At 67.2% G+C, this 21836-nt stretch carries 19 protein-coding genes; 13 read left to right on the plus strand and 6 right to left on the minus strand.

What is annotated here, in order from left to right; genetic code table 11:
- Positions 1-37 precede the first annotated feature (37 nt).
- Positions 38-499, minus strand: a complete 462-nt coding sequence (locus CR917_RS16785) for a GNAT family N-acetyltransferase (protein WP_104573184.1) — start codon at positions 497-499, stop codon at positions 38-40.
- Between the two features lie 79 nt (positions 500-578).
- Here CR917_RS16785 and CR917_RS16790 point away from each other — a divergent pair, with 79 nt between their 5' ends.
- Positions 579-1517, plus strand: coding sequence for an AraC family transcriptional regulator (locus CR917_RS16790; RefSeq protein WP_158255592.1), 939 nt, complete (start codon positions 579-581; stop codon positions 1515-1517).
- A 124-nt stretch (positions 1518-1641) separates the two neighbouring features.
- Positions 1642-3834: a TonB-dependent siderophore receptor gene (locus tag CR917_RS16795; protein WP_104572639.1), complete on the plus strand. Its 2193-nt coding sequence runs from the start codon at positions 1642-1644 to the stop codon at positions 3832-3834.
- 113 nt (positions 3835-3947) lie between these two features.
- On the opposite strand, the gene CR917_RS16800 is transcribed toward CR917_RS16795, so the two are convergent.
- The gene (locus CR917_RS16800; RefSeq protein ID WP_104572640.1) at positions 3948-4511 is read right to left on the minus strand and encodes a GNAT family N-acetyltransferase; all 564 of its coding nucleotides are present in this window, start codon (positions 4509-4511) and stop codon (positions 3948-3950) included.
- Between the two features lie 159 nt (positions 4512-4670).
- Here CR917_RS16800 and CR917_RS16805 point away from each other — a divergent pair, with 159 nt between their 5' ends.
- Together CR917_RS16805 and CR917_RS27765 are read left to right on the plus strand one after the other, a co-directional pair.
- Positions 4671-7085 (plus strand): membrane-bound PQQ-dependent dehydrogenase, glucose/quinate/shikimate family, encoded by a 2415-nt coding sequence (locus CR917_RS16805; RefSeq protein WP_104572641.1) that lies wholly within the window; start codon positions 4671-4673, stop codon positions 7083-7085.
- A gap of 5 nt (positions 7086-7090) precedes the next feature.
- Positions 7091-7726 carry a TetR/AcrR family transcriptional regulator gene (locus tag CR917_RS27765; RefSeq protein WP_104572642.1) on the plus strand — a complete coding sequence of 212 codons (636 nt, stop codon included), beginning with the start codon at positions 7091-7093 and terminating at the stop codon, positions 7724-7726.
- 80 nt (positions 7727-7806) lie between these two features.
- On the opposite strand, the gene ppnN is transcribed toward CR917_RS27765, so the two are convergent.
- The gene (ppnN, locus tag CR917_RS16815; protein ID WP_043860910.1) at positions 7807-9180 is read right to left on the minus strand and encodes a nucleotide 5'-monophosphate nucleosidase PpnN; all 1374 of its coding nucleotides are present in this window, start codon (positions 9178-9180) and stop codon (positions 7807-7809) included.
- A 149-nt stretch (positions 9181-9329) separates the two neighbouring features.
- The gene (locus CR917_RS16820) at positions 9330-10172 is read right to left on the minus strand and encodes an SDR family NAD(P)-dependent oxidoreductase (RefSeq protein ID WP_104572643.1); all 843 of its coding nucleotides are present in this window, start codon (positions 10170-10172) and stop codon (positions 9330-9332) included.
- A 113-nt stretch (positions 10173-10285) separates the two neighbouring features.
- Here CR917_RS16820 and CR917_RS16825 point away from each other — a divergent pair, with 113 nt between their 5' ends.
- A complete protein-coding gene (locus CR917_RS16825; RefSeq protein WP_043860912.1) occupies positions 10286-11224 on the plus strand; it encodes a LysR substrate-binding domain-containing protein in 939 nt (312 codons plus the stop codon).
- Here CR917_RS16825 and CR917_RS16830 read toward each other — a convergent pair.
- Both CR917_RS16830 and CR917_RS16835 read right to left on the minus strand, forming a co-directional pair.
- A complete protein-coding gene (locus CR917_RS16830) occupies positions 11163-11915 on the minus strand; it encodes an anti-sigma factor (protein WP_054915133.1) in 753 nt (250 codons plus the stop codon). The genes CR917_RS16825 and CR917_RS16830 overlap by 62 nt on opposite strands.
- Positions 11912-12421 carry a sigma-70 family RNA polymerase sigma factor gene (locus tag CR917_RS16835; protein WP_054915134.1) on the minus strand — a complete coding sequence of 170 codons (510 nt, stop codon included), beginning with the start codon at positions 12419-12421 and terminating at the stop codon, positions 11912-11914. Before CR917_RS16835 ends, CR917_RS16830 begins: the two co-directional genes overlap by 4 nt.
- Before the next feature lie 131 nt (positions 12422-12552).
- Between CR917_RS16835 and CR917_RS16840 the strand changes: the two genes are divergently transcribed.
- The 8 genes from CR917_RS16840 to CR917_RS16875 all read left to right on the plus strand — a co-directional run bounded on the left by CR917_RS16840 (position 12553) and on the right by CR917_RS16875 (position 21782).
- Complete coding sequence (locus tag CR917_RS16840) at positions 12553-13596, plus strand: catalase family peroxidase (RefSeq protein WP_104572644.1); 1044 nt, start codon at positions 12553-12555, stop codon at positions 13594-13596.
- The gene (locus CR917_RS16845; RefSeq protein WP_043860916.1) at positions 13593-14120 is read left to right on the plus strand and encodes a cytochrome b; all 528 of its coding nucleotides are present in this window, start codon (positions 13593-13595) and stop codon (positions 14118-14120) included. The genes CR917_RS16840 and CR917_RS16845 overlap by 4 nt, the downstream gene beginning before the upstream one ends.
- A gap of 172 nt (positions 14121-14292) precedes the next feature.
- Positions 14293-15549 (plus strand): OprD family porin, encoded by a 1257-nt coding sequence (locus tag CR917_RS16850; RefSeq protein WP_058541245.1) that lies wholly within the window; start codon positions 14293-14295, stop codon positions 15547-15549.
- Between the two features lie 196 nt (positions 15550-15745).
- Positions 15746-16276: a sigma-70 family RNA polymerase sigma factor gene (locus tag CR917_RS16855; RefSeq protein ID WP_043860918.1), complete on the plus strand. Its 531-nt coding sequence runs from the start codon at positions 15746-15748 to the stop codon at positions 16274-16276.
- Positions 16273-17223 carry a FecR domain-containing protein gene (locus tag CR917_RS16860; protein WP_104572645.1) on the plus strand — a complete coding sequence of 317 codons (951 nt, stop codon included), beginning with the start codon at positions 16273-16275 and terminating at the stop codon, positions 17221-17223. The genes CR917_RS16855 and CR917_RS16860 overlap by 4 nt, the downstream gene beginning before the upstream one ends.
- Before the next feature lie 154 nt (positions 17224-17377).
- Entirely contained in the window at positions 17378-19861 is a 2484-nt protein-coding gene (locus CR917_RS16865) for a TonB-dependent siderophore receptor (RefSeq protein ID WP_088515182.1), read from the plus strand.
- 113 nt (positions 19862-19974) lie between these two features.
- Entirely contained in the window at positions 19975-21171 is a 1197-nt protein-coding gene (locus CR917_RS16870) for an MFS transporter (RefSeq protein WP_058541248.1), read from the plus strand.
- A 62-nt stretch (positions 21172-21233) separates the two neighbouring features.
- Positions 21234-21782, plus strand: coding sequence for a cupin domain-containing protein (locus CR917_RS16875; protein WP_043859772.1), 549 nt, complete (start codon positions 21234-21236; stop codon positions 21780-21782).
- Positions 21783-21836: the final 54 nt, after the last annotated feature.

Consider the following 21836-nt stretch of genomic DNA (forward strand, 5'->3'; position numbering starts at 1 on the left):
AGGAGCCTGCCTTGCCGGCGAATGCCCCGACGCGGTGTCACCTGCCCAGCGCCCTGGCCATCACGATGGTGCGCTCTTCCCCCTCCACCACCTCGCGTACCACCGCATACCCCAACCGCGCATAGAACGCCTGCGCCGTCAGCGAGGACGGTACCCGCAGCGCCTGCACCCCCGACGCACCGGCCAGCTCTTCAACATGCAGCATCAAGGCCCGACCGATGCCCAGCCCCTGCCGGTCCGGCGCCACGAACACCGTGCGCACCACGTCCCCCTCCAGGCTCGCGGTACCCACCACCTGCCCGCCCAACTGCGCCACCACCACCTGCCGGCGCGCCATCAACCCCAGCAGCGCCTCGGGGGAAAAACTCTGCCCCACCCGCGCAATCACCGCCGGCGAATAATCCTGGCTGTTGCTCGTGCGCAAGGCCTGGACAATCACCCGGCTGATCGCCGGCGCATCCGTTTCCAGTGCTTGGCGCACCTGACATGTTTCGCTCATCACCGCCCCACTCCAGCCACCCTGCATTTGAGAATGAATGCTATTATCGCCTTCCTTTTTTCGACACCCGAGCCCTGTCTTGTCCGCGCCCACCCGCTACCTGCTGAGCGACTTCCATGCCCTGGGCCAGCGCTACGACGTGCACTATAGCCTGCCCGAAGGCGACGGCGGCGAGGACGATCCGTGCCTGATGCAGGGCCATATCAGCGAACATCGCCTGGCCCCCGGCTTCAGCCTGGTGAACTCCGACGTGCAGGCCTTCCACACCTACCGCGCCGATTCGCTGGACATGCCCGACCTGACCCTCGCGCTGGTACTCCAGGGTCAGGCTTCGATCACCTACACCCGCACCCAGCCCCTGCAACCAGGCGCCTGCATCACCGCGCTGTGCGGCGATGGCCGGCCGATGTCGGCACTGCACCGCGGTGGCGCGCACCTGCGCGGGCTCAACCTGTCGCTGCGCCGCCCGCAGGATGTGGGCGAAGAGGCCTTGGCCGAGCTGATCGAGGCTCGCCTGCGCGGCCACGGCTCGGCCCTGAGTTGCTGGGCCCTGCCCGCGCACTTGCTGGCGGCCATCGAAGACATGTTGTCCGGTCGCTGGCAAGGCACCCTGCAGCACCTGTTGTGCCAGGGCCTGAGCCTGCAACTGCTCAGCCACGGCCTAGCCAGTTTCGACAGCCTGCCGGCCCCTTCGTCGGGCCTGTGCCCACGCGACCGGCTGATGCTCGAACGGGTGCGCGAGCACCTGCACCAGCAGCCCGGCGACGAGCACGACCTCACCGAACTGGCGCGCCTGGCCTGCATGAGCAGCAGCTCGCTGCGCAGCAAGTTCCGCGCGCTGTACGGCGAAACGGTGTTCGGCTACCTGCGCAACCGGCGCCTCGACCAGGCCCGCCAGTTGCTCGAACAGGGCTGGCAGATCCAGCAGGCCGCCCACCATGTCGGCTACCGCCATGCCAGCAATTTCGCCACCGCGTTTCGCCAGCGCTTTGGCCACGCCCCCCGCGAAACCGCCTGAAGTTCCCCACCCGACGCACGCTTTGGCAGCGCCCATAAGCAGTCTGGCATCTGCCAAACGTGGCCCCGCGAGCAACTGTGAATAATACGCAGACGATAACGATACTCTGCGGAGAACGATTCCCATGCAGCGCCGCCTTGCCCCCTCTACCCGACCGATCAGCAGTGTGCGTATCGCCCTGCTGGGCGGGGCCTTTGTCTCCCTGATGGCCAGTGCCGAGGAGTCCGCCGAAAAGCCGGTGCTGACACTGCAGGCCACCGACGTACAGGGCGAGGCGTACCGGCCGCAGACCACCGAAGGCAGCGCCAGCTACACCACCGGCGCGATGTCCACCGCCATCGGCTTGCCGATGGCGATCCGCGAAACCCCGCAGTCGGTCAGCGTGGTGACCCGCCAGCAGATCGAGGACGAGGGCCTGAGCAACACCGCGCAGATTCTCGACAGCGCGCCGGGCATTTCCCATGTGCGCAACGACAGCAATCGCCTGTCGTTCTCGGCGCGTGGTTTCACCATCGACAACTTCCAGTTCGACGGCCTGGCCTCGCCGATCAACGGCTTCTGGAACTTCGGCGCCACCGAGATGGACTCGGCCATCTATGATCGCGTCGAGATCGTGCGCGGCTCCACCGGCCTGCTGACCGGCGCCGGCAGCCCGTCGGCGGCGGTCAACTTCGTGCGCAAGCGCCCGCTGCCCGAGTTCGCCGCCAGCGGCTCGGCAGGCATCGGGCGCTGGGACGAGCGACGGGGTGATGTGGACGTGTCGGCCCCGCTGACCGAGGACGGGCGCATCGCCGCGCGGGTGGTGGCCGCCTATTCGCAGAAGGACAGCCACGTCAGCTACCTGGACTACGGCTCGCGCACCTTGTACGGCGTGGTCAGCAGCGAACTGGGCCCGCGCACCCGGCTGACCACCAGCCTGGAGTACCAGAAGAACGAAACCGACGGCATGGGCAGCGGCTTTCCGCTGTTCTACAAGGACGGCGGGCGTACCGACTTCGGCCGATCAGCGGCCAACAACACCAAGTGGGGCTACTTCGGCACCGAGTCCACCACCGCCTTCGTCGACCTCGAGCACCAGCTGGAAAACGACTGGAAGCTGCGCGCCGCCTACAGCCGCTTCGAAGGCAACTACCGCATGCGCTACCTGTACCGCGGCGGCTACCCGGACCGCGAAACCGGGCGCGGCATGTCGGCCAGCTTCCTCAAGTACGAGGGCGAACGCACCCGTGACGACTGGCACCTGACCGCCAGCGGGCCGTTCCAGCTGCTGGGCCGCAGCCACGAGCTGGCGTTCGGTGCGATGAGCATCGACGACGACCTGACCATCGACCAGTTCAGGCCGCTGGGCACGGTACCGGATACCGGCAACTTCATGGACTGGAACAGCAACCACATTGCCGAGCCCGCCTGGTCCAACGTGCGTGCCTCGGGCGATGCCACCCACACCCGGCAGAACGGCGGCTACGCGGTAACGCGCCTGTCGCTGGCCGACCCGCTGCACCTGATACTTGGCGCACGGGTCAGCAACTGGGAAATCGACCAGGACTACTACGGCAGCCTGCGCCAGTACCGCTACCGCAACGAAGTGACGCCCTACGCGGGGCTGGTGTATGACCTGAACTCGACCTACAGCCTGTACACCAGCTACACCAGCATCTTCAACCAGCAGAACGCGCGCGGGCCGGACGGCAGCATCCTCGACCCGGTAACCGGTGACAGCTACGAGGCCGGCATCAAGGCCGGCTACCTGGACGGTCGCCTGAACGCAGCGCTGGCGGTGTACCGTACCCAGCAGGAGGGCCTGGCCGAAGCGATCCCGGGGGCGAACGTGGAGGGGCGCCCCAATGAGCAGGCGTACAAGGCCGGCACCGGGGCGCGGGTCGACGGCTTCGACCTGGAGCTGGCCGGGCAGCTCACCGAGCAGTGGAACCTGTCGGCCAGCTACACCCACTTCATTGCCCGCAATGCCGACGACAAGGCGATCAACACCAACCACCCGCGCACCCAGGCCAAGCTGTTCAGCACCTACCGTCTGGGCGGTGTGCTGGACAAACTGACCGTGGGCGGTGGCGCGACGTGGCGCAGTGGCGTGTCACGCAGCGACGTGGCGATGCCGGGCGGTTTCACCGACCTGGAGCAAGGCGGCTACACGCTGGTCAGCCTGATGAGCCGTTACGCCCTCAACGACCACCTGAGTGTGAGTGCGCATGTCGACAACCTGTTCGACAAGCGTTACTACGAGCAGATCGGCTTCTACAGCCAGGGCTGGTACGGCGAGCCGCGCAACCTGCGCCTGAGCGTGCGCGCCACCTTCTGACCGCATCGCGGGTCAAGCCCGCTCCCACAAGTACTGCGCCGGCCCCAGGAACATCGCAATACCTGTGGGAGCGGGCTTGACCCGCGATGGGCTGCAAGGCAGCCCCGCCTCAATCATCCCTCAACCCTGCGCTCGAATATCCAGGTGTCATGCACCCCATGCCACGGTGTATCGCGCACACCCTCCACCACCCGCACCACCTCGAACCCAAGCGCCCTGGCCAGCCCATGGCTGGCGCCGTTCACCGACGCCGCGGTCAGGCGCAGGGTGCCGAAATCTTGCGCCGCCAGCAGCGCGCCGATGCCTTCGCTCATCAACCCCTGCCCGCTGTACCCGACGTTGGCCCAGTACCCCAACACATGCGCATGCTCGCCCGCAGGGTCCGGGTGCAGTCCCGCACAGCCAATCACCGCGGTCTGATCGGCCGTGAGAATGAAGTAACGTTTCTCGGCCGCCACCCGCGCGTGGTCCAGCAACGCCTGGCGCAGGTTGTTGCGCGTGTCCTGCAACGCCGGTGCGGCCTTGGCCCACGGCAAAAACGGCTGGTGCAGCACAAAGCTGTCGATCAACGCCTGGTTCACCCACGGCGCCAACACCGCATCCGGCATCACCACCACCGTCCTGGGCGTACTCGCCACCACCTGCAACACCATGTCTGCACTCCCCTTGCTGTTCATCCTGATCCCGATGATTGTCACAAAAAATTTCACCGGTGCGACATTTTGTCTTTCATTGCCGCCTGAACAGGTTCAAAATAAAACTGTACCGTACAGTACTAAACATGAATCCACGCCCCCATGCCCGCGCAGCTGGGGTCGTGTCATGGACAAACAGGAATGAAAAACACAGATAACCCGGGGGCCCCTGCCCCTGCTTCAACTCGCCTTGCCTTTTATACCTTCGGTACCCTGCTCGGCCTCAGTGGCCTGGCCCTGGCGGTCGGCGGTGTGCGCCTGGCCACCCTCGGCGGCTCGTGGTACTACCTGCTGGCCGGCCTGGGCATGCTGCTGGCCGGTGTGCTCTATGCCCGGCGCAAGCCGCTGGGCGCCGGCCTGATGGCGCTGGTGTTCGGCGCCACCGTCATCTGGTCGCTGTGGGAAGTCGGCCTGCGCTTCTGGCCACTGGTGCCGCGCCTGGCGCCGTTCCTGGTGATCGGCCTGGTGGCGGCGGTGTTGCATCCGTACCTGGCCGGCGGCCGTCAACGTGGCCTCAGCCATGCCTGCGCCGCCCTGTTCGGGCTGGCCCTGGTGGCCGGCGGCGCCTCGACCTTCGTGCCGCACGGGGTCATGCACGCCACCACCCAACCGGTGCTCGACACCCCGGCCACCACGGCCGGCACCCCCCAGGACTGGCAGCACTACAGCAACGGCCCGCAGGGCACGCGCTTCACGCCGCTGGACCAGATCAACAAGGGCAACATCGACAAGCTCCAGGTGGCCTGGACCTACCGCACCGGCGAGATCGCCGAAGGCGCCTCCGAGTCGCAGAACACGCCGATCCAGATCGCCGACACGGTGTACACCTGCACCCCGTTGAGCAAGGTCATCGCGCTGGATGCCGACACCGGCAAGGAGCGCTGGACCTTCGACTCCAAGCCCGCCAACGACAAGACCTGGAACCGCTGCCGCGGCCTTGGCTACTACGAGCCGGCCAAGGTCCAGAAGCCGTTCCAGTTCGCTGACCTGGCACCCGCCCCACGCGCCACGGGTGGTGTGTGCGCCAAGCGCATCGTGCAGGTCACCATGGATGCACGGCTGATCGAGATCGACGCCGACACCGGCAAGCCGTGCGAAGACTTCGGCGACAAGGGCTCGGTCGACCTGACCCAGGGCCTGGGCCTGGTGGATGAAGGCGTGCCGTACTACGCCTACACCTCCGCGCCCACCGTGGCACGCAACCTGATCATCCTCGGCGGCTGGGTCTTCGATGGCCGCTCCACCGACGAACCGTCAGGCGTGGTGCGTGCCTTCAGCGCCGATACCGGCGAACTGGTATGGGCGTGGGACCTGGGCAACCCGGCCATCACCAAGCTGCCACCGGAGGGCGAAACCTATACCCGCAGCACGCCGAACATGTGGTCTACCCCGGCGTTCGATGACGAACTGGGCCTGGTCTACCTGCCTACCGGCAACCAGCAGCCCGATTTCTGGGGTGGCGATCGCCCGGCGCTGACCGAGAAATACTCGTCTGCCGTGGTTGCCCTGGACATGGCCACCGGCCGCGAGCGCTGGACCTTCCAGACCGTGCACCACGACATCTGGGACTACGACGTGGCTGCCCAGCCGGCGCTGTACGACGTGCCGGACGGCAAGGGCGGCAAGATCCCCGCGCTGATCCAGCTGACCAAGCGCGGGCAGATCTTCCTGCTCGACCGTCGCACCGGCAAGCCGATTGCCGACGTGGTCGAAAAACCCGTGCCCCAGGCCCATGCCGAAGGCGACTGGGTAGCCAAGACCCAACCCTACTCGGTAGGCATGCCGGCGCTGGGCGCCGAACCGCTGACCGAACAGGACATGTGGGGCGCGACCTTCTTCGACCAGCTGATGTGCCGCATCAACTTCCGCGAGCTCAACTACGAGGGTGAGTTCACCGCACCGAGTACCCGCGACACCCTGATCTACCCGGGTTACTACGGTGGCTTCAACTGGGGCGGCGCGGCCATCGACGAGCGCAACGGCTACCTGTTCCTCAACGACATCCGCATCCCGCAGGTGGTCAAGCTGGTCAAGCGTGAAAACGTCGACCTGTCGCACCTCAAGTCCGGGCACGGCGTGGGCAGTACCTACCCGATGGACGGCACGCCGTTCGTGATCGACCACAAGGCCTTCAACTCGCCACTGGGTATCCCCTGCCAGAGCCCGCCATGGGGCGTGTTCGCCGCCATCGACCTGAAAACCCGCAAGCAGGTCTGGGAACGTCCGGCCGGTACGGTGCAGGACGCGGTGATCAATGGCGTGCGTGCCAACCTGCCGATCCCGCTGGGCATGCCCACCCTGGGCGGCGGCGTGAGCACCGGTGCCGGGCTGGTGTTCTATGCCGGTACCCAGGACTACTACCTGCGGGCACTGGACATCGTCACGGGCGAGGAAGTGTGGAAGGGTCGCCTGCCGGTCGGCGGCCAGGCCACACCGATGAGCTACGTGTCGCCGCGCTCGGGCCGTCAGTACGTGGTGGTGGTGGCCGGCGGTGCGCGCCAGTCTCCAGATCGCGGGGATTACGTGATAGCGTACGCGCTCCCTGACAAAGAGTAGCGCCCATGACCCCGTTGCACCGTGCCCCGACTTCCCCTACGAGCCGAAGTGTGGAGCGCAGGCGCAACCTGCTGGTGACCGCCAGCGAGCTGTTTCTGGAGCACGGCTACGATGGCGTCAGCATGGACGCCATCGTAACCGCGGCAGGCGGTTCCAAGGCCACCATCTACCGCTACTTCGGCAGCAAGAACGAGCTGTTGGTGGCGGTGGTGGAGTACCTGTGCGACGACTTCATCATCGACCTGCGCCAGCTGGACACCAGCACCCTGGGGCTGGCCGAGGGGCTGCGGCTGATCCTCGACCAGTTGGTGGCGGTGGTCACCAGCCCGCGGCACGTGGCGTTCTACCGCCTGGTGGTCAATGGCACGGCGCATGTGCCCGAAGTGGGCCAGACCTGGTACGAGCATGGCCCGCAGGTGTGGCATTCGCTGATTCTGCGCTTGCTCGAAGGCCAGCGCGGGCAAGGGGCAGTGGCCGCGGATGCATCGCTGTCGGAACTGCCGCACGTGCTGTTCGATGCGCTGTTCTCGCACCTCACCACACGCACCGTGATGCTCGGGCAGCACTGCACGGCCGAAGCGTTCCGGCCGATGATCGATGAGCTGACCGGGTTGGTGCTCAGGCGTTTGCAGCAGGGCTGATCGTTTTGGCCCATTCGCCGGCAAGGCCGGCTCCTACAGGTCGTGCACCGTCTGTAGGAGCCGGCCTTGCCGGCGAAGCTTCAGCTCACCACGCGGTAGCACGGCTCATACGCCGCCCCACCCGGCAGCTTCATCCGATGCTGCTCCACGAACGCCTGCAACAGCTTGTCCAGTGGCTGCATGATCGCGGTATCGCCATGGATCTCGTACGGCCCATGCTCCTCGATCAGGCGAATGCCCTTGTCCTTCACGTTGCCCGCCACGATCCCGGAGAACGCCCGGCGCAGGTTCGCCGCCAGCTCGTGTGCCGGCAAGTCGCGGCTCAGCTGCAGGCTGGCCATGTTGGCGTGGGTCGGGTCGAACGGGCGCTGGAAGCCCTCTTCGATCTTCAGCATCCAGTTGAAGTGGAACGCATCGTTGCGCTCGCGGCGGAACTGCTTGACCTGCCTGAGCCCCTCGGTCATCTGCCGCGCCACCTGGGCCGGGTCGTCGATGATGATCTCGTACAGCGCATGGGCCGCCTCGCCCAGGGTGGCGCCGACAAAATCATGCAACTGCTGCAGGTACGCCTCGGCGCTGCGCGGGCCGGTGAGGATCACCGGGAACGGCAGGTCGCGGTTTTCCGGGTGCATCAGGATGCCCAGCAGGTACAGGAACTCCTCGGCCGTGCCTGCGCCACCAGGGAAGATGATGATGCCGTGGCCCACGCGCACGAAGGCTTCCAGGCGCTTTTCGATGTCCGGCAGAATCACCAGCTCGTTGACGATCGGGTTCGGCGCCTCGGCGGCGATGATGCCCGGCTCGGTCAGGCCCAGGTAGCGACCGATGCTCATGCGCTGCTTGGCGTGGGCGATGGTGGCGCCCTTCATCGGCCCCTTCATCACGCCCGGGCCGCAGCCGGTGCAGATGTCCAGCTTGCGCAGGCCCAGCTCGTGGCCGACCTTCTTGGTGTACTGGTATTCCTCGGTGCTGATCGAGTGGCCGCCCCAGCACACCACCATCTTCGGCTCCACGCCCGGGCGCAGGGTGCGCGCGTTGCGCAGCAGCTGGAAGACGTAGTCGGTGATGCCCTGGGAGCTTTCCAGGTCGATGCCCATGCGGTCCAGTTCGCTTTCGGTGTAGACGATGTCGCGCAGGGCGCTGAACAGCATTTCGCGGGTGCTGGCGATCATTTCGCCATCGACGAAGGCGTCGGCCGGCGCGTTCAGCAGCTCAAGGCGCACGCCGCGGTCCTGCTGGTGGATACGGACTTCGAAGTCCTTGTAGGCGTCGAGAATGGTCTTGGCGTTGTCGACGTGGGCGCCGGTATTGAGGATGGCCAGGGCGCACTGGCGGAACAGGGTGTAGATGCTGCCGGAACCGGCTTCGCTCAGTTGCTGCACTTCACGTTGGGAGAGTGTCTCCAGGCTGCCTTTGGGGCTGACAGATGCGTTGATTACGTGTCTTGGGGTCATTCTGGATTCCATATGTACGACGCCAGCGAACGGCTGTGGCATCGGGGTATTAACGCCTGACGCAATGCTGCATACAGGTTTTATCAGGTGGCCGGTCGCAATGGCAAACGGTCTGCCTGAAAGAGTAGGCGCGATCCCCCGGCGATGCCTCAGATTCCGTGCGCCGCCCAGCACTGCGCCACCTGCTCGGGCTGCTGCGCCTCGACCCCGCGCAGATCCCTCGGGTAGGTGACCCCCGCCTGCTCCTCGAAGCGCGTGGCCACGAACTGCCCGTTGCTGGCGCGCAGCACCTGCCCCGTCACCTGGCACGCGTCCGACACCAGGTACACCACCCCCGGCACCACCCACTCGGGCTTGAGGTCATCCGGCTCGCCCTCCTCGCCCCACATGCGCGTGCGCGCCACCGGCGAAACCGCGTTGACCAGAATGCCGTGTGCGGCGCCCTCTTCGCTCAAGGCATTCATGATGCCCAGCTGCGCCATCTTGCCGGCGGCATAGGCCGCCAGCCCGGTCTGCGCGTAGCACGCATACATGGCCCGGTCGGAGGTCGTCAGTACCACACGCGGCGCGGCGCTGGCCTTCAGGTGCGGCCAGGCGTGCTTGCACAGCCACAAGGGCGCCTGCACGTTGATCGCCAGGGCGCGCTCGACAAAGCCTGCATCCACCTGCTCGATCGGCTGGTACCCCACCCAGCCGGCGTTGTGGATCACCCCGTCGAGGCCGCCGAACTGCTCCACAGTGCGTGCCACCAGCGCCTCACAGGCCGATTCATCGGCCAGCTCGGCGCAGTGCCCGAGTACCTGGTGCCCCGCCGCCTGCAGGGCCTGGGCCGCCCGTTCGACCGGGCCGGGGTCGGTGCCGCAGCCGGCGCGGTCGGCGCCGCGGTCGGTAATGACCACCCGCGCGCCACGTTCGGCCAGGGCCCTGGCGTAGGCAAGCCCCAGGCCGCGGGCGGCGCCGGTGACGAGAAAGGTGCGATGGGTGAAGTTCATGGGCGCTCTCCTGTAAAGTCGTCGAGCCTATCGAGCGCGCCGCGCAAAGTTGAATATTATCGAAGGCCGGTTCCGATACCCGTCAGATATCGCACCGCGCCAGGGACGCCGCCATGATCGAGACCCGCCTGTTACGCCAGTTCATCGTCGTTGCCGAAGAACTGCACATCCACCGCGCCGCCGAACGCCTGCACATGGCCCAGCCGCCGCTGAGCCAGGCGATTGCGCGGCTGGAACAGAAGCTCGGTTGCACGCTGCTGGTACGTCACTCGCGCGGGGTGTGCCTGACCGGCGCCGGCCAGGCCTTCGTCGAGACCGCGCGCGCCACCCTGAGCCTGCTGGACCAGGGCGCCGAACACGCCCGCGAGGTGGCCGACGGGGTCAGCGGGCACCTGCGCATCGGCAGCCTGGCACTGGCCGGCTACCCGCCGCTGCTCGAGGCCCTGCGCCGGTTTCGCGCGCAGTGGCCCAAGGTGCGCCTGAGCCTGCAGCAGCAACCCTCGGCGCAACTGGCCGAGGGAGTGCTGGGTGGTGAACTGGACGTGGCCTTCATGCGCCAGCTGCCGGGGCTGAGCGAGCGCCTGCACAGCCGGCTGATCCTCGACGAGCCGCTGCTGCTGGCGGTGCCTGCCGGGCACCGACTGGCCCACGGTGGCCCGGTGCACCTGGGCGAGGCCGCAGACGAAGACTTCGTGTTCACCCCGCCGGCCCTGGGCAGCGGCTTTCACCAGCAGATGCTGAGCCTGTGCGAACGCGCCGGCTTCACCCCGCGCATCAGCCAGCAGGCAGCGCAGATGCAGACACTGGTCAGCCTGGTGGGCTGCGGGTTCGGCGTGGCCCTGGTGCCGCAGGCGGCGGCGCGGGCCAACCGTCAGGACGGCGTGCACTTCTGTGCCCTGCACGACACCCCGCCGCTGGGCCTGTACATGGTGTGCCCGGGGGAGCAGAGCACCCCGCAGGCACGCCACTTCATGGACCTGTTCGCACCGGCTACAGGGCAATCCCCAGTGCCTGGCGCAACTGCGCGGCACGCGGCTCTGCTGCCGGGCTGACCAGCGCGTAGTTGTAGGCGCCCTGCGACCAGTAGCGGGCCTGCAACTCGCCGTCCACCCGCTCGCCACTGGGCATGCGCGCATAGTGCTCGCCGGGCGAGCGCAGGAACAGGCTGACCCGCTCGCCGCTGGCATCCTGGAACAGCAGCAGCGCCGCCGGCCCCTGCTCGTTGCTGAGCAACCGCGCGCCCACCGGCGTGAAGCCATAGGCCGAGAGGTCCGGCAACTGCCCTGCCTGGGCAAAGTGCTCGCCCAGCCAGGCCTGCAATTGCCCCGGCCGCTGCACGTTCAGGTCCAATGTGCCCGACTGGGCAAACAGGCGGTGCGCCTGCACGGCATCGGCCATCGGTGCGAGGCCCGCCTGCAGGCTCGACTCGCGCGCCTGCCAGCCGCCCAGGCCACCGATGCCCAGTGCCACCAGCAGCATCGCCGCGCTGGCCCATTGGCGGCGATGGCGCTGGCGCACGGCGCGGCGCACGGCTGCCGGGTCGAGCCGCGGGTTCGCGGGCTGCTCGGCCAGCCCGGCCAGGGCGGTGCGCAGCAGGCGTGCATCGGCGCGCCAGCCCTCGACCCGCGCCGCCTGCTCGGGGTGGGCTGCCAGGTACAGTTCCACCTCGCGGCGGCGCGCCGCCTCGAGGCGTTCGTCGACATAGGCGTGCAACTCGTCTTCGGACGGGATCAGCCGGCTCATTTCAACCTCCGCAATGCCGGGGGCGGCGTATTGCCCTCGGCCAGTTCTCGCATTGCCGCACGCGCCCGCGACAGGCGCGACATCACCGTGCCAATGGGCACGTCCAGGGCCTGGGCGGCCTCCTTGTAGCTCAGGCCCTCGACAGTCACCAGCAGCAACAGTGCCCGTTGCTCGGTGGGCAGGCGCGCGAATGCGGCCAGGCCCGACTCGGCGAGCACGATATCCTCGGTGCTGCTGCCCACCGCCTCGTCGCGCCCGAACCACGCCAGCCAGCGGGCATGCCGGCGCTCGCGGCGCTTGGCGTCGATGAACAGCCGGTACAGGATCGCGAACAGCCAGGCGCGCAGGCTGTCATCGCCACGCTGCTGGCCGCGCCGGCTCAGGGCGCGCTCCACCGTGGCCTGCACCAGGTCGTCGGCGCTGCTGGCCTCGCGGGTCAGCCACAAGGCAAAGCGGCGCAGGCGCTGGAGCATGTCGCGCAACTGGTCGTCATCAAGATCGTTCATGGTCGGGGTTCTGGGCGGCTGGCAGTCAGTGTACGAGGCAGACGCTCGCCGCCGAAATTTATTCCCGCCGGCGTGGAATAAAACCTGGTGCGGTGCGTCGTACCGGCTCATTCACTGACCGGATCGCCGCCATGAGCACTCCGTTAAACGGTCGCGCCCGCACCCTGCGCCTGGCCGTCATCGGCCTGGGTATCGCCGCCCTGGGCGCAAGCTTTGCCTACGCTGCCGGCTGGATCGGCCCGCAGCGCCTGACCCCGCAACGCATCATCGACACCTTCGAGACCCAGGCCGGGCACTACCCCGGCTATCGAAAGAACCACGCCAAGGGCCTGTGCGTGAGCGGCTATTTCGACAGCAGCGGCCAGGCGGCCAGCTGGTCGCGGGCCCGGGTGTTCAGCCAATCCAGAGTGCCGGTGATCGGACGTTTCGCCATCGGCGGCGCCAACCCGTTCAGCGCCGACGCCAGTGTCGCCACCCGCAGCCTGGCGCTGCAGTTCAGCAGCGACGACGGTCAGCGCTGGCGTACCGGCATGAACACCCCGCCAGTGTTGGCCGTCAGCGATGCCGCAGGGTTCTACGAACAGGTGCTGGCCTCGACGCCCGACCCGGCCACTGGCAAGCCGGACCCGGCGGCCCTGCAGGCGTTTTTCGCCAGGCATCCCGAAAGCGCCGCCTTCCGCCAGTGGGCCAGGGACTACAAGCCCTCCGACAGCTTTGCCAGCTCGGCCTTCAACAGCATCAACGCGTTTCGCCTGGTGGATGCGGCGGGCAAGGTGCAGTACGTGCGCTGGAGCCTGCAGCCGCACAGCGACTTCGCCCCGTTGCCAGCCCAGGTCGACGACAGGAACTTCCTTCAGCACGACCTGCAGCAACGCCTGGCCAAGGGCCCGCTGCGCTGGACCCTGCGCCTGACCCTGGCCGGCGCCGACGACCCGGTGGACGACCCCGCGCGCCCCTGGCCCGTCACCCGCCAGCAGGTTGATGCCGGCACCCTGGTGATCGACCACGTCGATGCGCCCGAGCAGGGCGAATGCCGTGACCTGAACTTCGACCCGCTGATACTGCCCGACGGCATCCAGGCCTCGGCCGACCCGATCCTGGCCGCCCGCTCGGCCGCCTATGCCGAATCCTTCAACCGGCGCAGCCGCGAAACCGCCCTGGGGGCCCACCCATGAACCTGCACCCGTCCACCCGCTTCCACCCGTTGGCGCGCCTGCTGCACTGGCTGATGGCCGTGTTGATCCTGGCGATGCTGTTTGTCGGCGTGAGCATGGTCGCCGACCTCTCGCCCCGCCACCCCTGGCTGGTCAGCCTGCACAAGGCCATCGGCCTGGCCCTGCTGGTGCTGGTGGTGCTGCGCATCGCCACACGCCTGCGCTACGCCACCCCGCCCCTGCCCAGCGACCTGCCACGCCTGCAGCAGTGGGCCGCCAAGGCTTCGCACCTGCTGCTGTACGGGTTGATGCTGGGCATGCCGCTGATCGGCTGGGGCATGCAATCGGCCGGTGGCTACCCGCTGCCGTGGCAACTGCCGGCCATCGCGCCCCACGACCTGCGCCTGTACGCCCTGCTGCGCGCCCTGCACGGCTGGCTGGCGTACCTGCTGTTTGCCACGGTGCTGGTGCATATCGCCGCCGCACTGGTACACGGTTTTGTCCGCCGCGATGGCGTGTTGCGCAGCATGTGGCCGGGGCGCTGAGCGCGGCGGCGCAGCAACAGGCAACCTACCTGGCAACGGGCATAACGTTAACACGTTAACTTTTTTCGCTCGCAAGCCTGCAAAGGCTTTCGGAGCAAAAAGATAATATGTTAATTATATGCCCGCACCGCAGCAGCGGCTGCCGCCAGAACAACAACAAAAGGTAGATTGCATGTCGTTTTCCCGCCGTCCCCTGACGGCCAGCGCCGGCCTGTGCGCCGCGCTTGCGCCGTTGCTTGTGCAGGCCGATTTCATCCAGGACAGCAAGGCCAGCCTGGAGGCCCGCAACTTCTATTTCAGCCGCGACTTTCGCCAGCACGCCGCGCCCCAGAGCCAGGCGCGGGAGTGGGCCCAGGGCTTCATCCTGCGCATGGAATCGGGTTACACCGAAGGCACACTGGGTGTTGGCCTGGATGCGCTGGGCGAGCTGGGCCTGAAGCTCGACTCCAGCAAGGCGCACCGGGGCACCGGCCTGCTGCCGTTCGGCGCCAGCCAGGAGCCGGCGCACGACTACAGCGAACTGGGCCTGACCGCCAAGTTGCGCCTGGGCAAGAGCGTGCTCAAGCTCGGCACCTTGCAGCCCACCTTGCCGGTTGCCTCGATCAACGACGTGCGCCTGCTGCCCTCGACCTACAACGGCAGCCTGCTGACCTCGCAGGACATCGACGGCCTGACCCTGAACGTGGGCCGTCTGGAAAAACAGAACCTGCGCGACTCCTCGAGCAACGACCAGATGAGCTATGCCGGTGTCCAGAGCAGCCACCTGGACCTGGCAGGCGGCACCTACGCGCTGCGCCCCAACCTGGCGCTGAGCTACTACTACGCGCAGATGCACGACCTCTACCGCCAGCAGTACGCCGGGCTGGTGCATGACCTGCCGCTGGCCGAAGGCGTGAGCCTGCGCAGCGACCTGCGCTACTTCGACACCCGCGAACAAGGCAACGCCAACCTGCGTTCCGCTGCGCGGGTGGACGGCGGGCGCATCGACAACCGCTTCTTCAACGGCATGCTGACCCTGGGCGTGGGCGCGCACAAATTCGGCCTGGGCTACCAGAACCTCTCGGGGGACGGCGACTTCGCCTACCCGGGGCTGGACCCGTACTCGGTCAACCTGGTGACGGTGAATGTGTTCACCAAGGCCGAAACCGATGCGTGGCAGGCGCGCTACGACTACAACTTCGCCGCGCTGGGGCTGCCGGGGCTGAGTTTCATGACCCGCTATGTGAATGGCAACCATATCCAGACCGCGACGGTGAGCGGCGGCAAGGAATGGGAGCGCGACACCGACATCGCCTATGTGGTGCAGAGCGGGCCGCTGAAGAACGTGAGCGTGCGATTGCGCAATGCGACGTTCCGTTCCAGTGGCGGGTTGACCAGCGATATCGACGAGAACCGCTTGATCGTGGGGTATACGCTGGCGTTGTGGTAATCGCCGAGGGGCCGCGTGGCGGCCCTTTCGCGGGTCAAGCCCGCTCCCACAGCCACACCGCTGCCTTGCAGGACGGTGCAGACCCCGTGGGAGCGGGCTTGACCCGCGATGCGCCCAGCGCTATTTCACCTGCCCTCTTCCTAACATTCTTGGGAATGCTTATCATCTGCATCCTTTTTCCCCGGAAGTCGCCAGGATGAGCGCCCCCACCTCACCCGCCAACGCCGAAGTCGGCCAGCTCTACCAGCACCATCACCTGTGGTTGCAGCACTGGCTGCGCCGGCGCCTGAGCTGCCCGCAGCGCGCCGCCGACCTGATGCAAGACACCTTCGTGCGCATCCTCGCCTCGTCCGAGTCGCTGGAGCTGGTGCGCCTGCTGCGCGAGCCGCGCAGCTACCTGGCGACCGTGGCGCGGCGGGTGATGATCGACCACTTCCGGCGCCAGAAGCTCGAACAGGCCTACCTCCAAGCCCTGGCCGCCCAGCCGGTGTACGAGGAGATCTCGCTGGAAGAGCGCCTGCTGATTCTCGAGACCCTGCGCGAAGTCGACCGCCTGCTGGCCGGGTGCGGCGCCAAGGCGCGCCAGGCGTTCCTGATGGCCAACTGGCTGGGCATGACCTATGGCGAAATCGCCACGGCGCTGGGCGTTTCGCTCAGTTCGGTGAAGAAGTACATGTACAAGACCACCGAGCGCTGCCTGCTGCTCGCCTTCGACGAGCAGCCATGAGCAACGACCGCGAAGCGCAGCGCCAGGCGCTCAAGGAAGCCGCCCGCTGGCATGTGCAGCGCATGGCCGGCGATGCCAGCCCCGGCCTGGAACGGGCCTGGCGGGCATGGTTGGACAGTGCCCCGCAGAACGGCTGGGCCTGGGCCCGGGTCGAGCAGTTGCATGGGCAACTGGCCAGTGTGCCGGGTGGGCTGGCGTTCGATGCCTTCAAGCGTGCCGAAGCCCAGGGCCTGACCCGCCGCGGCGTGGTCAAGGGGCTGCTGCTGGCGACCGGGCTGGGGCTGGGTGGCTGGGCCAGCTACCGCAGTACTCCGGCGCAGGCGTTGCTGGCGGACGTGCACAGTGGCACGGGTGAAATTCGCAGCGTCACTCTGGCCGACGGTAGCCAGCTGGTGCTCGATACGACGTCGGCGGTGAACATTCGCTTCGACAGCCGGCAACGGCTGATTCAGCTGGTGCGCGGGCGCATCCTGCTTACCAGTGGCAAGGATGTGCAGCAGCGGCCGTTGCGGGTGCAGACCGCGCAGGGCGTGGTGCAGGCGTTGGGCACGCGCTTCAGCGTGGCGCAGCAGGCCGGGCACAGCGAGGTCGAGGTGTTCGAGCATGCGGTGCGGGTCAGCCCCTTGCTGGGGGAGGCGCAGCGCCTGGAGAGCGGGCAGGCGTGCGGGTTCAGTGATCAGCGGGTGGATAGCCCGCAGCTGGCATCGGCCGCCCAGGCGGCGTGGAGCCTGGGGCAACTGGTGGTGGAGAACTGGCGGCTGGGTGATCTGCTCGACGAGCTGGGGCGGTACCGGCCGGGGTTGCTGACCTATGCGCCGCAGCTGGCAGAGCAGCGTGTGTCGGGCAACTTCTCGTTGACCGACAGTGATGCAGCGCTGTCGGCGCTGGCGCGCTCGTTCGATTTGCGAATCGAGCGGCATGGTCGGTACTGGGTGCGGGTGATGTAGGCGCCGGCCTTGTCTGGCCGGCTCTTGACCTGCACAGCTCAGTGTTTGATGCAGCAAAAAAAATTCCTCATCCCGCGGTACCTTTTCTCATTCTCATCCGCCTTGTCTGAAACACCCCCTTTCGCGCATCCCTTCTGCATCCGACGAGGCCCCCATGTCACCCCGTTCCCCCCGCCTGCTCCCCGCCCACCTGCTGGCCGCCGCCATGGCCGCCAGCGTGCTGCCAGCCCCCTCGGCGATGGCCGATGAAGTCAGCAGCAGCCGCACGGCCTACAACATTCCGGCCGGTTCGCTGGCCAGCGTGCTCGGCGCCTTCGCCGCCGCCAGCAGCCTCAACCTGTCCTACGACGCCGCCCTCACCCGCGGCAAGCAGAGCCCCGGCCTGCAAGGCCAGTACGCCACCCTCGACGGCCTCGGCCGCATCCTGGCCGGCAGCGGGCTGCAAGCCTTCCCACAAGGCGACGGCAGCTACTCGCTGCGCCCGGCCCCCAGCAGCAACGGCGCCCTGGAACTGGGCGCCACCAACGTCGACGGCACCCGCACCAGCAGCACCGGCGACAGCACCGACAGCTACACCGTGCGCAGCGTCAGCATCGGCAAGGGTCAGCATTCGCTGCGCGAAACCCCGCAGTCGGTCACGGTCATCACGCGCAAGATGATGGACGAACAGAACCTCACCAGCCTCGAACAGGTGATGGAGAAAACCCCCGGCATCACCGTTCACGACTCGCCCATGGGCGGCAAGTACTTCTACTCGCGCGGCTTCATGATCGCCGGCCAGTACCAGTACGACGGCGTACCGCTGGATGTGGGCGGCAACTACGTGCAGGCCAACAGCTTCTCCAGCGACATGGCCTATTACGACCGCGTCGAGATCATGCGCGGCGCCGCCGGCATGATGAAAGGCGCCGGCAGCTCGGCCGGCGGGGTCAACTTCATTCGCAAGCGCGGCCAGGACAAGGCCGCCACCCACGTCACGCTGTCGGCCGGCACCTGGGACAACTACCGCGCCCAGGTCGACACCGGCGGCCCGCTCAACGACGCCGGCACCCTGCGCGGGCGCGCCGTGGTCGCCCAGCAGGACCGCAAGTACTTCTACGACATCGGCGAGCGCGAAGACCAGGTGGTGTACGGCGCACTGGACTACGACCTGAACGAGGACACCACCCTGGGCCTGGGCCTGGCCTACGAAAAGCTCGACGCCAAGCCCTGCTGGCAGGGCCTGCCGCGCTACAGCGACGGCAGCGACCTGAAGCTGTCGCGCTCCACCTGCCTGGGCGCGTCGTGGAACCACTGGGACAGCGAGCGAACCAGCCTGTTCGCCGACCTTACCCACCGTTTCAACGCAGACTGGGCGCTCAAGGTCGCCTCGATGTACACCCACAACGACCAGAACATGCAATACGCCATGGGCGAAGGCACCGTGCCGGTGGGCAGTACCCAGGGCGCCTCGAAGCTGTACTCCGGGCTGTTCGACTACGACCAGGACGACTACGGCTTCGACGCCAACCTGGACGGCCATTTCCAGGCCTGGGGCCTGGAGCACGAGATCATCGTCGGCGCCAACGCCAGCCGCTCCAAGGGCCGCGACCGCTACGAACTGATCAACCTGACCGAGCTGTACGGCGTCACCCAGAACCCGTTCAACCCCAACCCGCACATCCCCAAGCCGGGTGACTCGGTCTACGAGAAGGAGTCCTACCGCGGCGGGCCGATTCCGGTGACCTCCGACACCCGTCAGTTCGGCACCTACGCCACCCTGCGCCTGAAGCTGGCCGAGCCCCTTACCGCCGTACTCGGCAGCCGCGTCAGCTGGTACCGCAACAGCAGCGACAGCTACACCCAGGCCTGGGACTACTGGCAGCGCAACCGCAGCCAGGAAAACGGCCAGGTGACGCCGTTCGCCGCGTTGATCTACGACCTGGACGACACCTGGTCGGTGTACGCCAGCTACGCCGACATCTTCCAGCCGCAAAGCACCTACACCAAGGCCGACGGCAGCTCGCTCAAGCCCAAGACCGGTGCCAGCTATGAGGTGGGGGTCAAGGCCGAGTGGTACCAGGGTCGCCTCAATGGCGCCTTCAACCTGTTCCGCAACACCGAGCAGGGTCGCGCCGAGGCTGACTACAACACGGTATGCGGCGGGTCGTCCGACGGTTTCTGCTACACCGACAGCGGCAAGGTGCGCGCCCAGGGCTTCGAGGCCGAGCTGAGCGGTGAGCTGATCGAGCGCCTGCAGGTGCTGGCCGGCTACACCTACACCCAGGTCGAATACCTCAAGCGCATCGACGACGAACGCCAGGACGCCACCTTCACCGCCAGCTACGTGCCCAGGCACATGGCGCGTGTATGGACCAACTACGACCTGGACGGCGCCCTGCAGCGCTGGAGCGTGGGCGGCGGGGTCAGCGCGCAGAGTGCCAACCACTTCGTGGACCGCAACACCAAGATGGTGCAGCCCGGCTACGCCCTGTGGAGCGCCCGCATCGGCTATCGCCTGGATGACAACTGGAGCCTGGCCCTCAACGGCAACAACCTGTTCGACAAGCACTACTACAGCAGCGTCGGCGCCGCTGGCTGGGGCAACTTCTATGGCGAGCCGCGCAACCTGATGGTGACCCTGCAAGGCGACTTCTAACCCACAGCAACAAGGCTGAAGTCAATTAAATGATTATTACTATCGTTTACAGGCTTTAGCCTTGGGGACAGCTGCGGCACAATGGCCGCCTTGCTCCTCTGCCTTGGATAGCCATGAACACCGCCCAGCAACCCCCGCTGCTCAAAACCCCCGCCTTCGACCTGCGTCCGCTGATGGTGGTCAACATGGCCTGCACCATGGCGATGATGGCCTTCGTCGCCCTGATCGGCCCCATCGCCCGGGTGCTGGGCCTGGCAGCCTGGCAGGCGGGGGCGGCGGTCACGGTAGCCGGGGTGGTGTGGATGCTGCTGGCGCGCCCCTGGGGCCGGGCCAGCGACCGCTTCGGTCGCCGCCGGGTGCTGCTGGTGGGCACCGCGGGGTTCACCCTGGCCTATTGGGCCCTGTGCCTGTTCATCGATGGCGCGCTGCGCTACCTGCCGGCCACCTCCCTGGCCTTTGCCGCACTGGTGATCGGCCGCGGCCTGATCGGTGCGTTCTATGCCGCCCTGCCGGTCGGCTGCGCCGCGCTGATTGCCGACAACATGCAACCGCAACAGCGCGCCCGCGCCATGGCCTCGCTGGGTGCGGCGAACGCCGTGGGCCTGGTGATGGGCCCGGCACTGGCCGCGCTGCTGGCGCGCCACAGCCTGAGCCTGCCGTTCTATGCGATGTCGGTGCTGCCACTGCTGGCATTGCTGGTACTGCAGTTCAAGCTCAAGGGTCAGGAGCTGCACCTGAGGCAACCGCCCCGCCCCGTCAGCCTGACCGACCCGCGCCTGCTTCGCCCGCTCACGGTGGCCTTCGTGGCGATGCTGTGCGTGTCGCTGGCGCAGATCACCGTAGGCTTCTTTGCCCTTGACCGCCTGGGCCTGGCGCCTGCCGATGCCGCCCAGGCGGCGGGCATTGCCCTGACCATGGTGGGTGCGGCGCTGATCTTCTCGCAGGTGCTGGTGAGCAAGCTGCAATGGCCGCCGCTGCGCATGATCCGCGTGGGCGGCTGCATCAGTGCGCTGGGTTTTGCCAGCGGCGCCCTGGCCGACAGCGTGGGCATGCTGTGGGCGTGCTACTTCGTCGCTGCGGCCGGCATGGGCTGGGTGTTCCCGGCGTTCCAGGCGCTGGCGGCGAACGCGGTGGATGCCGGTGAACAGGGCGCGACCGCAGGCTCTGTGGGCGCGGCACAGGCCCTGGGCACGGTGATCGGGCCGCTGGCCGGCACCCTGATCTATGCCCTGGACCCGCGCCTGCCGTACCTGATGGCCGCCTTGCTGCTGCTGTTGATCGCCTTGTGGCCGGTGCCTGCACGCCAGTAGGCGGGTTCGGCGACGGAATGTGTTTTAATGCGTCGCCCATTATTTTTGACATCAAGGCGGCTATGGACACGGGGACACGACTCAAACTGGTACGTGAACGCACCAAGCTCTCGCAACGGGAGCTGGCCAGGCGCAGCGGCCTGACCAACTCGACGATTTCACAGATCGAGCAGAACCGCGTCAGCCCATCGGTGAGCTCGTTGAAAAAGCTGCTGGAAGGCATCCCGATGTCGTTGGCGGAGTTCTTCAGTTTCGACGAACCGCCGCGCGAAGAACGCTTCGTGTTCCGCGCCAACGAGCAGCCCGACCTGGGCAGTGGTGGCTTGCGCATGCTGCTGGTCGGCGCCAGTGTCGAAGGTCGGCAGATGCGCATGCTGCGCGAGCTGTATGCGCCGGGCGCCGACTCCGGCGAAGAGCCGATCGTGCACACCGAGGGCGAGGAATGCGGCCTGGTGACCCGTGGCACCATCGAGTTGCGGGTAGACGGCCAGGTCAGCGTGCTGAACTCCGGCGACGGCTACTACTTCCCCACCACCCTGCCCCACAGCTTCAAGAACATCGGCCAGGACGAAGCCGAGATCATCAGCGCCAACACCCCGGCGAACTTCTGATGAGCATCGCTGCAAGCGGCAAGCTGGCTCGGCCTCGCTTGCCGCTTGCCGCTT

Origin of the sequence: Pseudomonas sp. BRM28, from assembly GCF_002939405.1 — a bacterium.
In the GTDB taxonomy this organism is placed as follows: Bacteria; Pseudomonadota; Gammaproteobacteria; order Pseudomonadales; family Pseudomonadaceae; genus Aquipseudomonas; species Aquipseudomonas palmensis.

What these genes read in the sequence shown, in the direction of transcription:
- CR917_RS16785 (WP_104573184.1), bottom strand. Translation starts at nt 499, where the DNA reads ATGAGCGAAACATGTCAGGTGCGCCAAGCACTGGAAACGGATGCGCCG.
- CR917_RS16795 (WP_104572639.1), top strand. Translation starts at nt 1,642, where the DNA reads ATGCAGCGCCGCCTTGCCCCCTCTACCCGACCGATCAGCAGTGTGCGT.
- CR917_RS16800 (WP_104572640.1), bottom strand. Translation starts at nt 4,511, where the DNA reads ATGAACAGCAAGGGGAGTGCAGACATGGTGTTGCAGGTGGTGGCGAGT.
- CR917_RS16805 (WP_104572641.1), top strand. Translation starts at nt 4,671, where the DNA reads ATGAAAAACACAGATAACCCGGGGGCCCCTGCCCCTGCTTCAACTCGC.
- CR917_RS27765 (WP_104572642.1), top strand. Translation starts at nt 7,091, where the DNA reads ATGACCCCGTTGCACCGTGCCCCGACTTCCCCTACGAGCCGAAGTGTG.
- ppnN (WP_043860910.1), bottom strand. Translation starts at nt 9,180, where the DNA reads ATGACCCCAAGACACGTAATCAACGCATCTGTCAGCCCCAAAGGCAGC.
- CR917_RS16820 (WP_104572643.1), bottom strand. Translation starts at nt 10,172, where the DNA reads ATGAACTTCACCCATCGCACCTTTCTCGTCACCGGCGCCGCCCGCGGC.
- CR917_RS16825 (WP_043860912.1), top strand. Translation starts at nt 10,286, where the DNA reads ATGATCGAGACCCGCCTGTTACGCCAGTTCATCGTCGTTGCCGAAGAA.
- CR917_RS16830 (WP_054915133.1), bottom strand. Translation starts at nt 11,915, where the DNA reads ATGAGCCGGCTGATCCCGTCCGAAGACGAGTTGCACGCCTATGTCGAC.
- CR917_RS16835 (WP_054915134.1), bottom strand. Translation starts at nt 12,421, where the DNA reads ATGAACGATCTTGATGACGACCAGTTGCGCGACATGCTCCAGCGCCTG.
- CR917_RS16840 (WP_104572644.1), top strand. Translation starts at nt 12,553, where the DNA reads ATGAGCACTCCGTTAAACGGTCGCGCCCGCACCCTGCGCCTGGCCGTC.
- CR917_RS16845 (WP_043860916.1), top strand. Translation starts at nt 13,593, where the DNA reads ATGAACCTGCACCCGTCCACCCGCTTCCACCCGTTGGCGCGCCTGCTG.
- CR917_RS16850 (WP_058541245.1), top strand. Translation starts at nt 14,293, where the DNA reads ATGTCGTTTTCCCGCCGTCCCCTGACGGCCAGCGCCGGCCTGTGCGCC.
- CR917_RS16855 (WP_043860918.1), top strand. Translation starts at nt 15,746, where the DNA reads ATGAGCGCCCCCACCTCACCCGCCAACGCCGAAGTCGGCCAGCTCTAC.
- CR917_RS16860 (WP_104572645.1), top strand. Translation starts at nt 16,273, where the DNA reads ATGAGCAACGACCGCGAAGCGCAGCGCCAGGCGCTCAAGGAAGCCGCC.
- CR917_RS16865 (WP_088515182.1), top strand. Translation starts at nt 17,378, where the DNA reads ATGTCACCCCGTTCCCCCCGCCTGCTCCCCGCCCACCTGCTGGCCGCC.
- CR917_RS16870 (WP_058541248.1), top strand. Translation starts at nt 19,975, where the DNA reads ATGAACACCGCCCAGCAACCCCCGCTGCTCAAAACCCCCGCCTTCGAC.
- CR917_RS16875 (WP_043859772.1), top strand. Translation starts at nt 21,234, where the DNA reads ATGGACACGGGGACACGACTCAAACTGGTACGTGAACGCACCAAGCTC.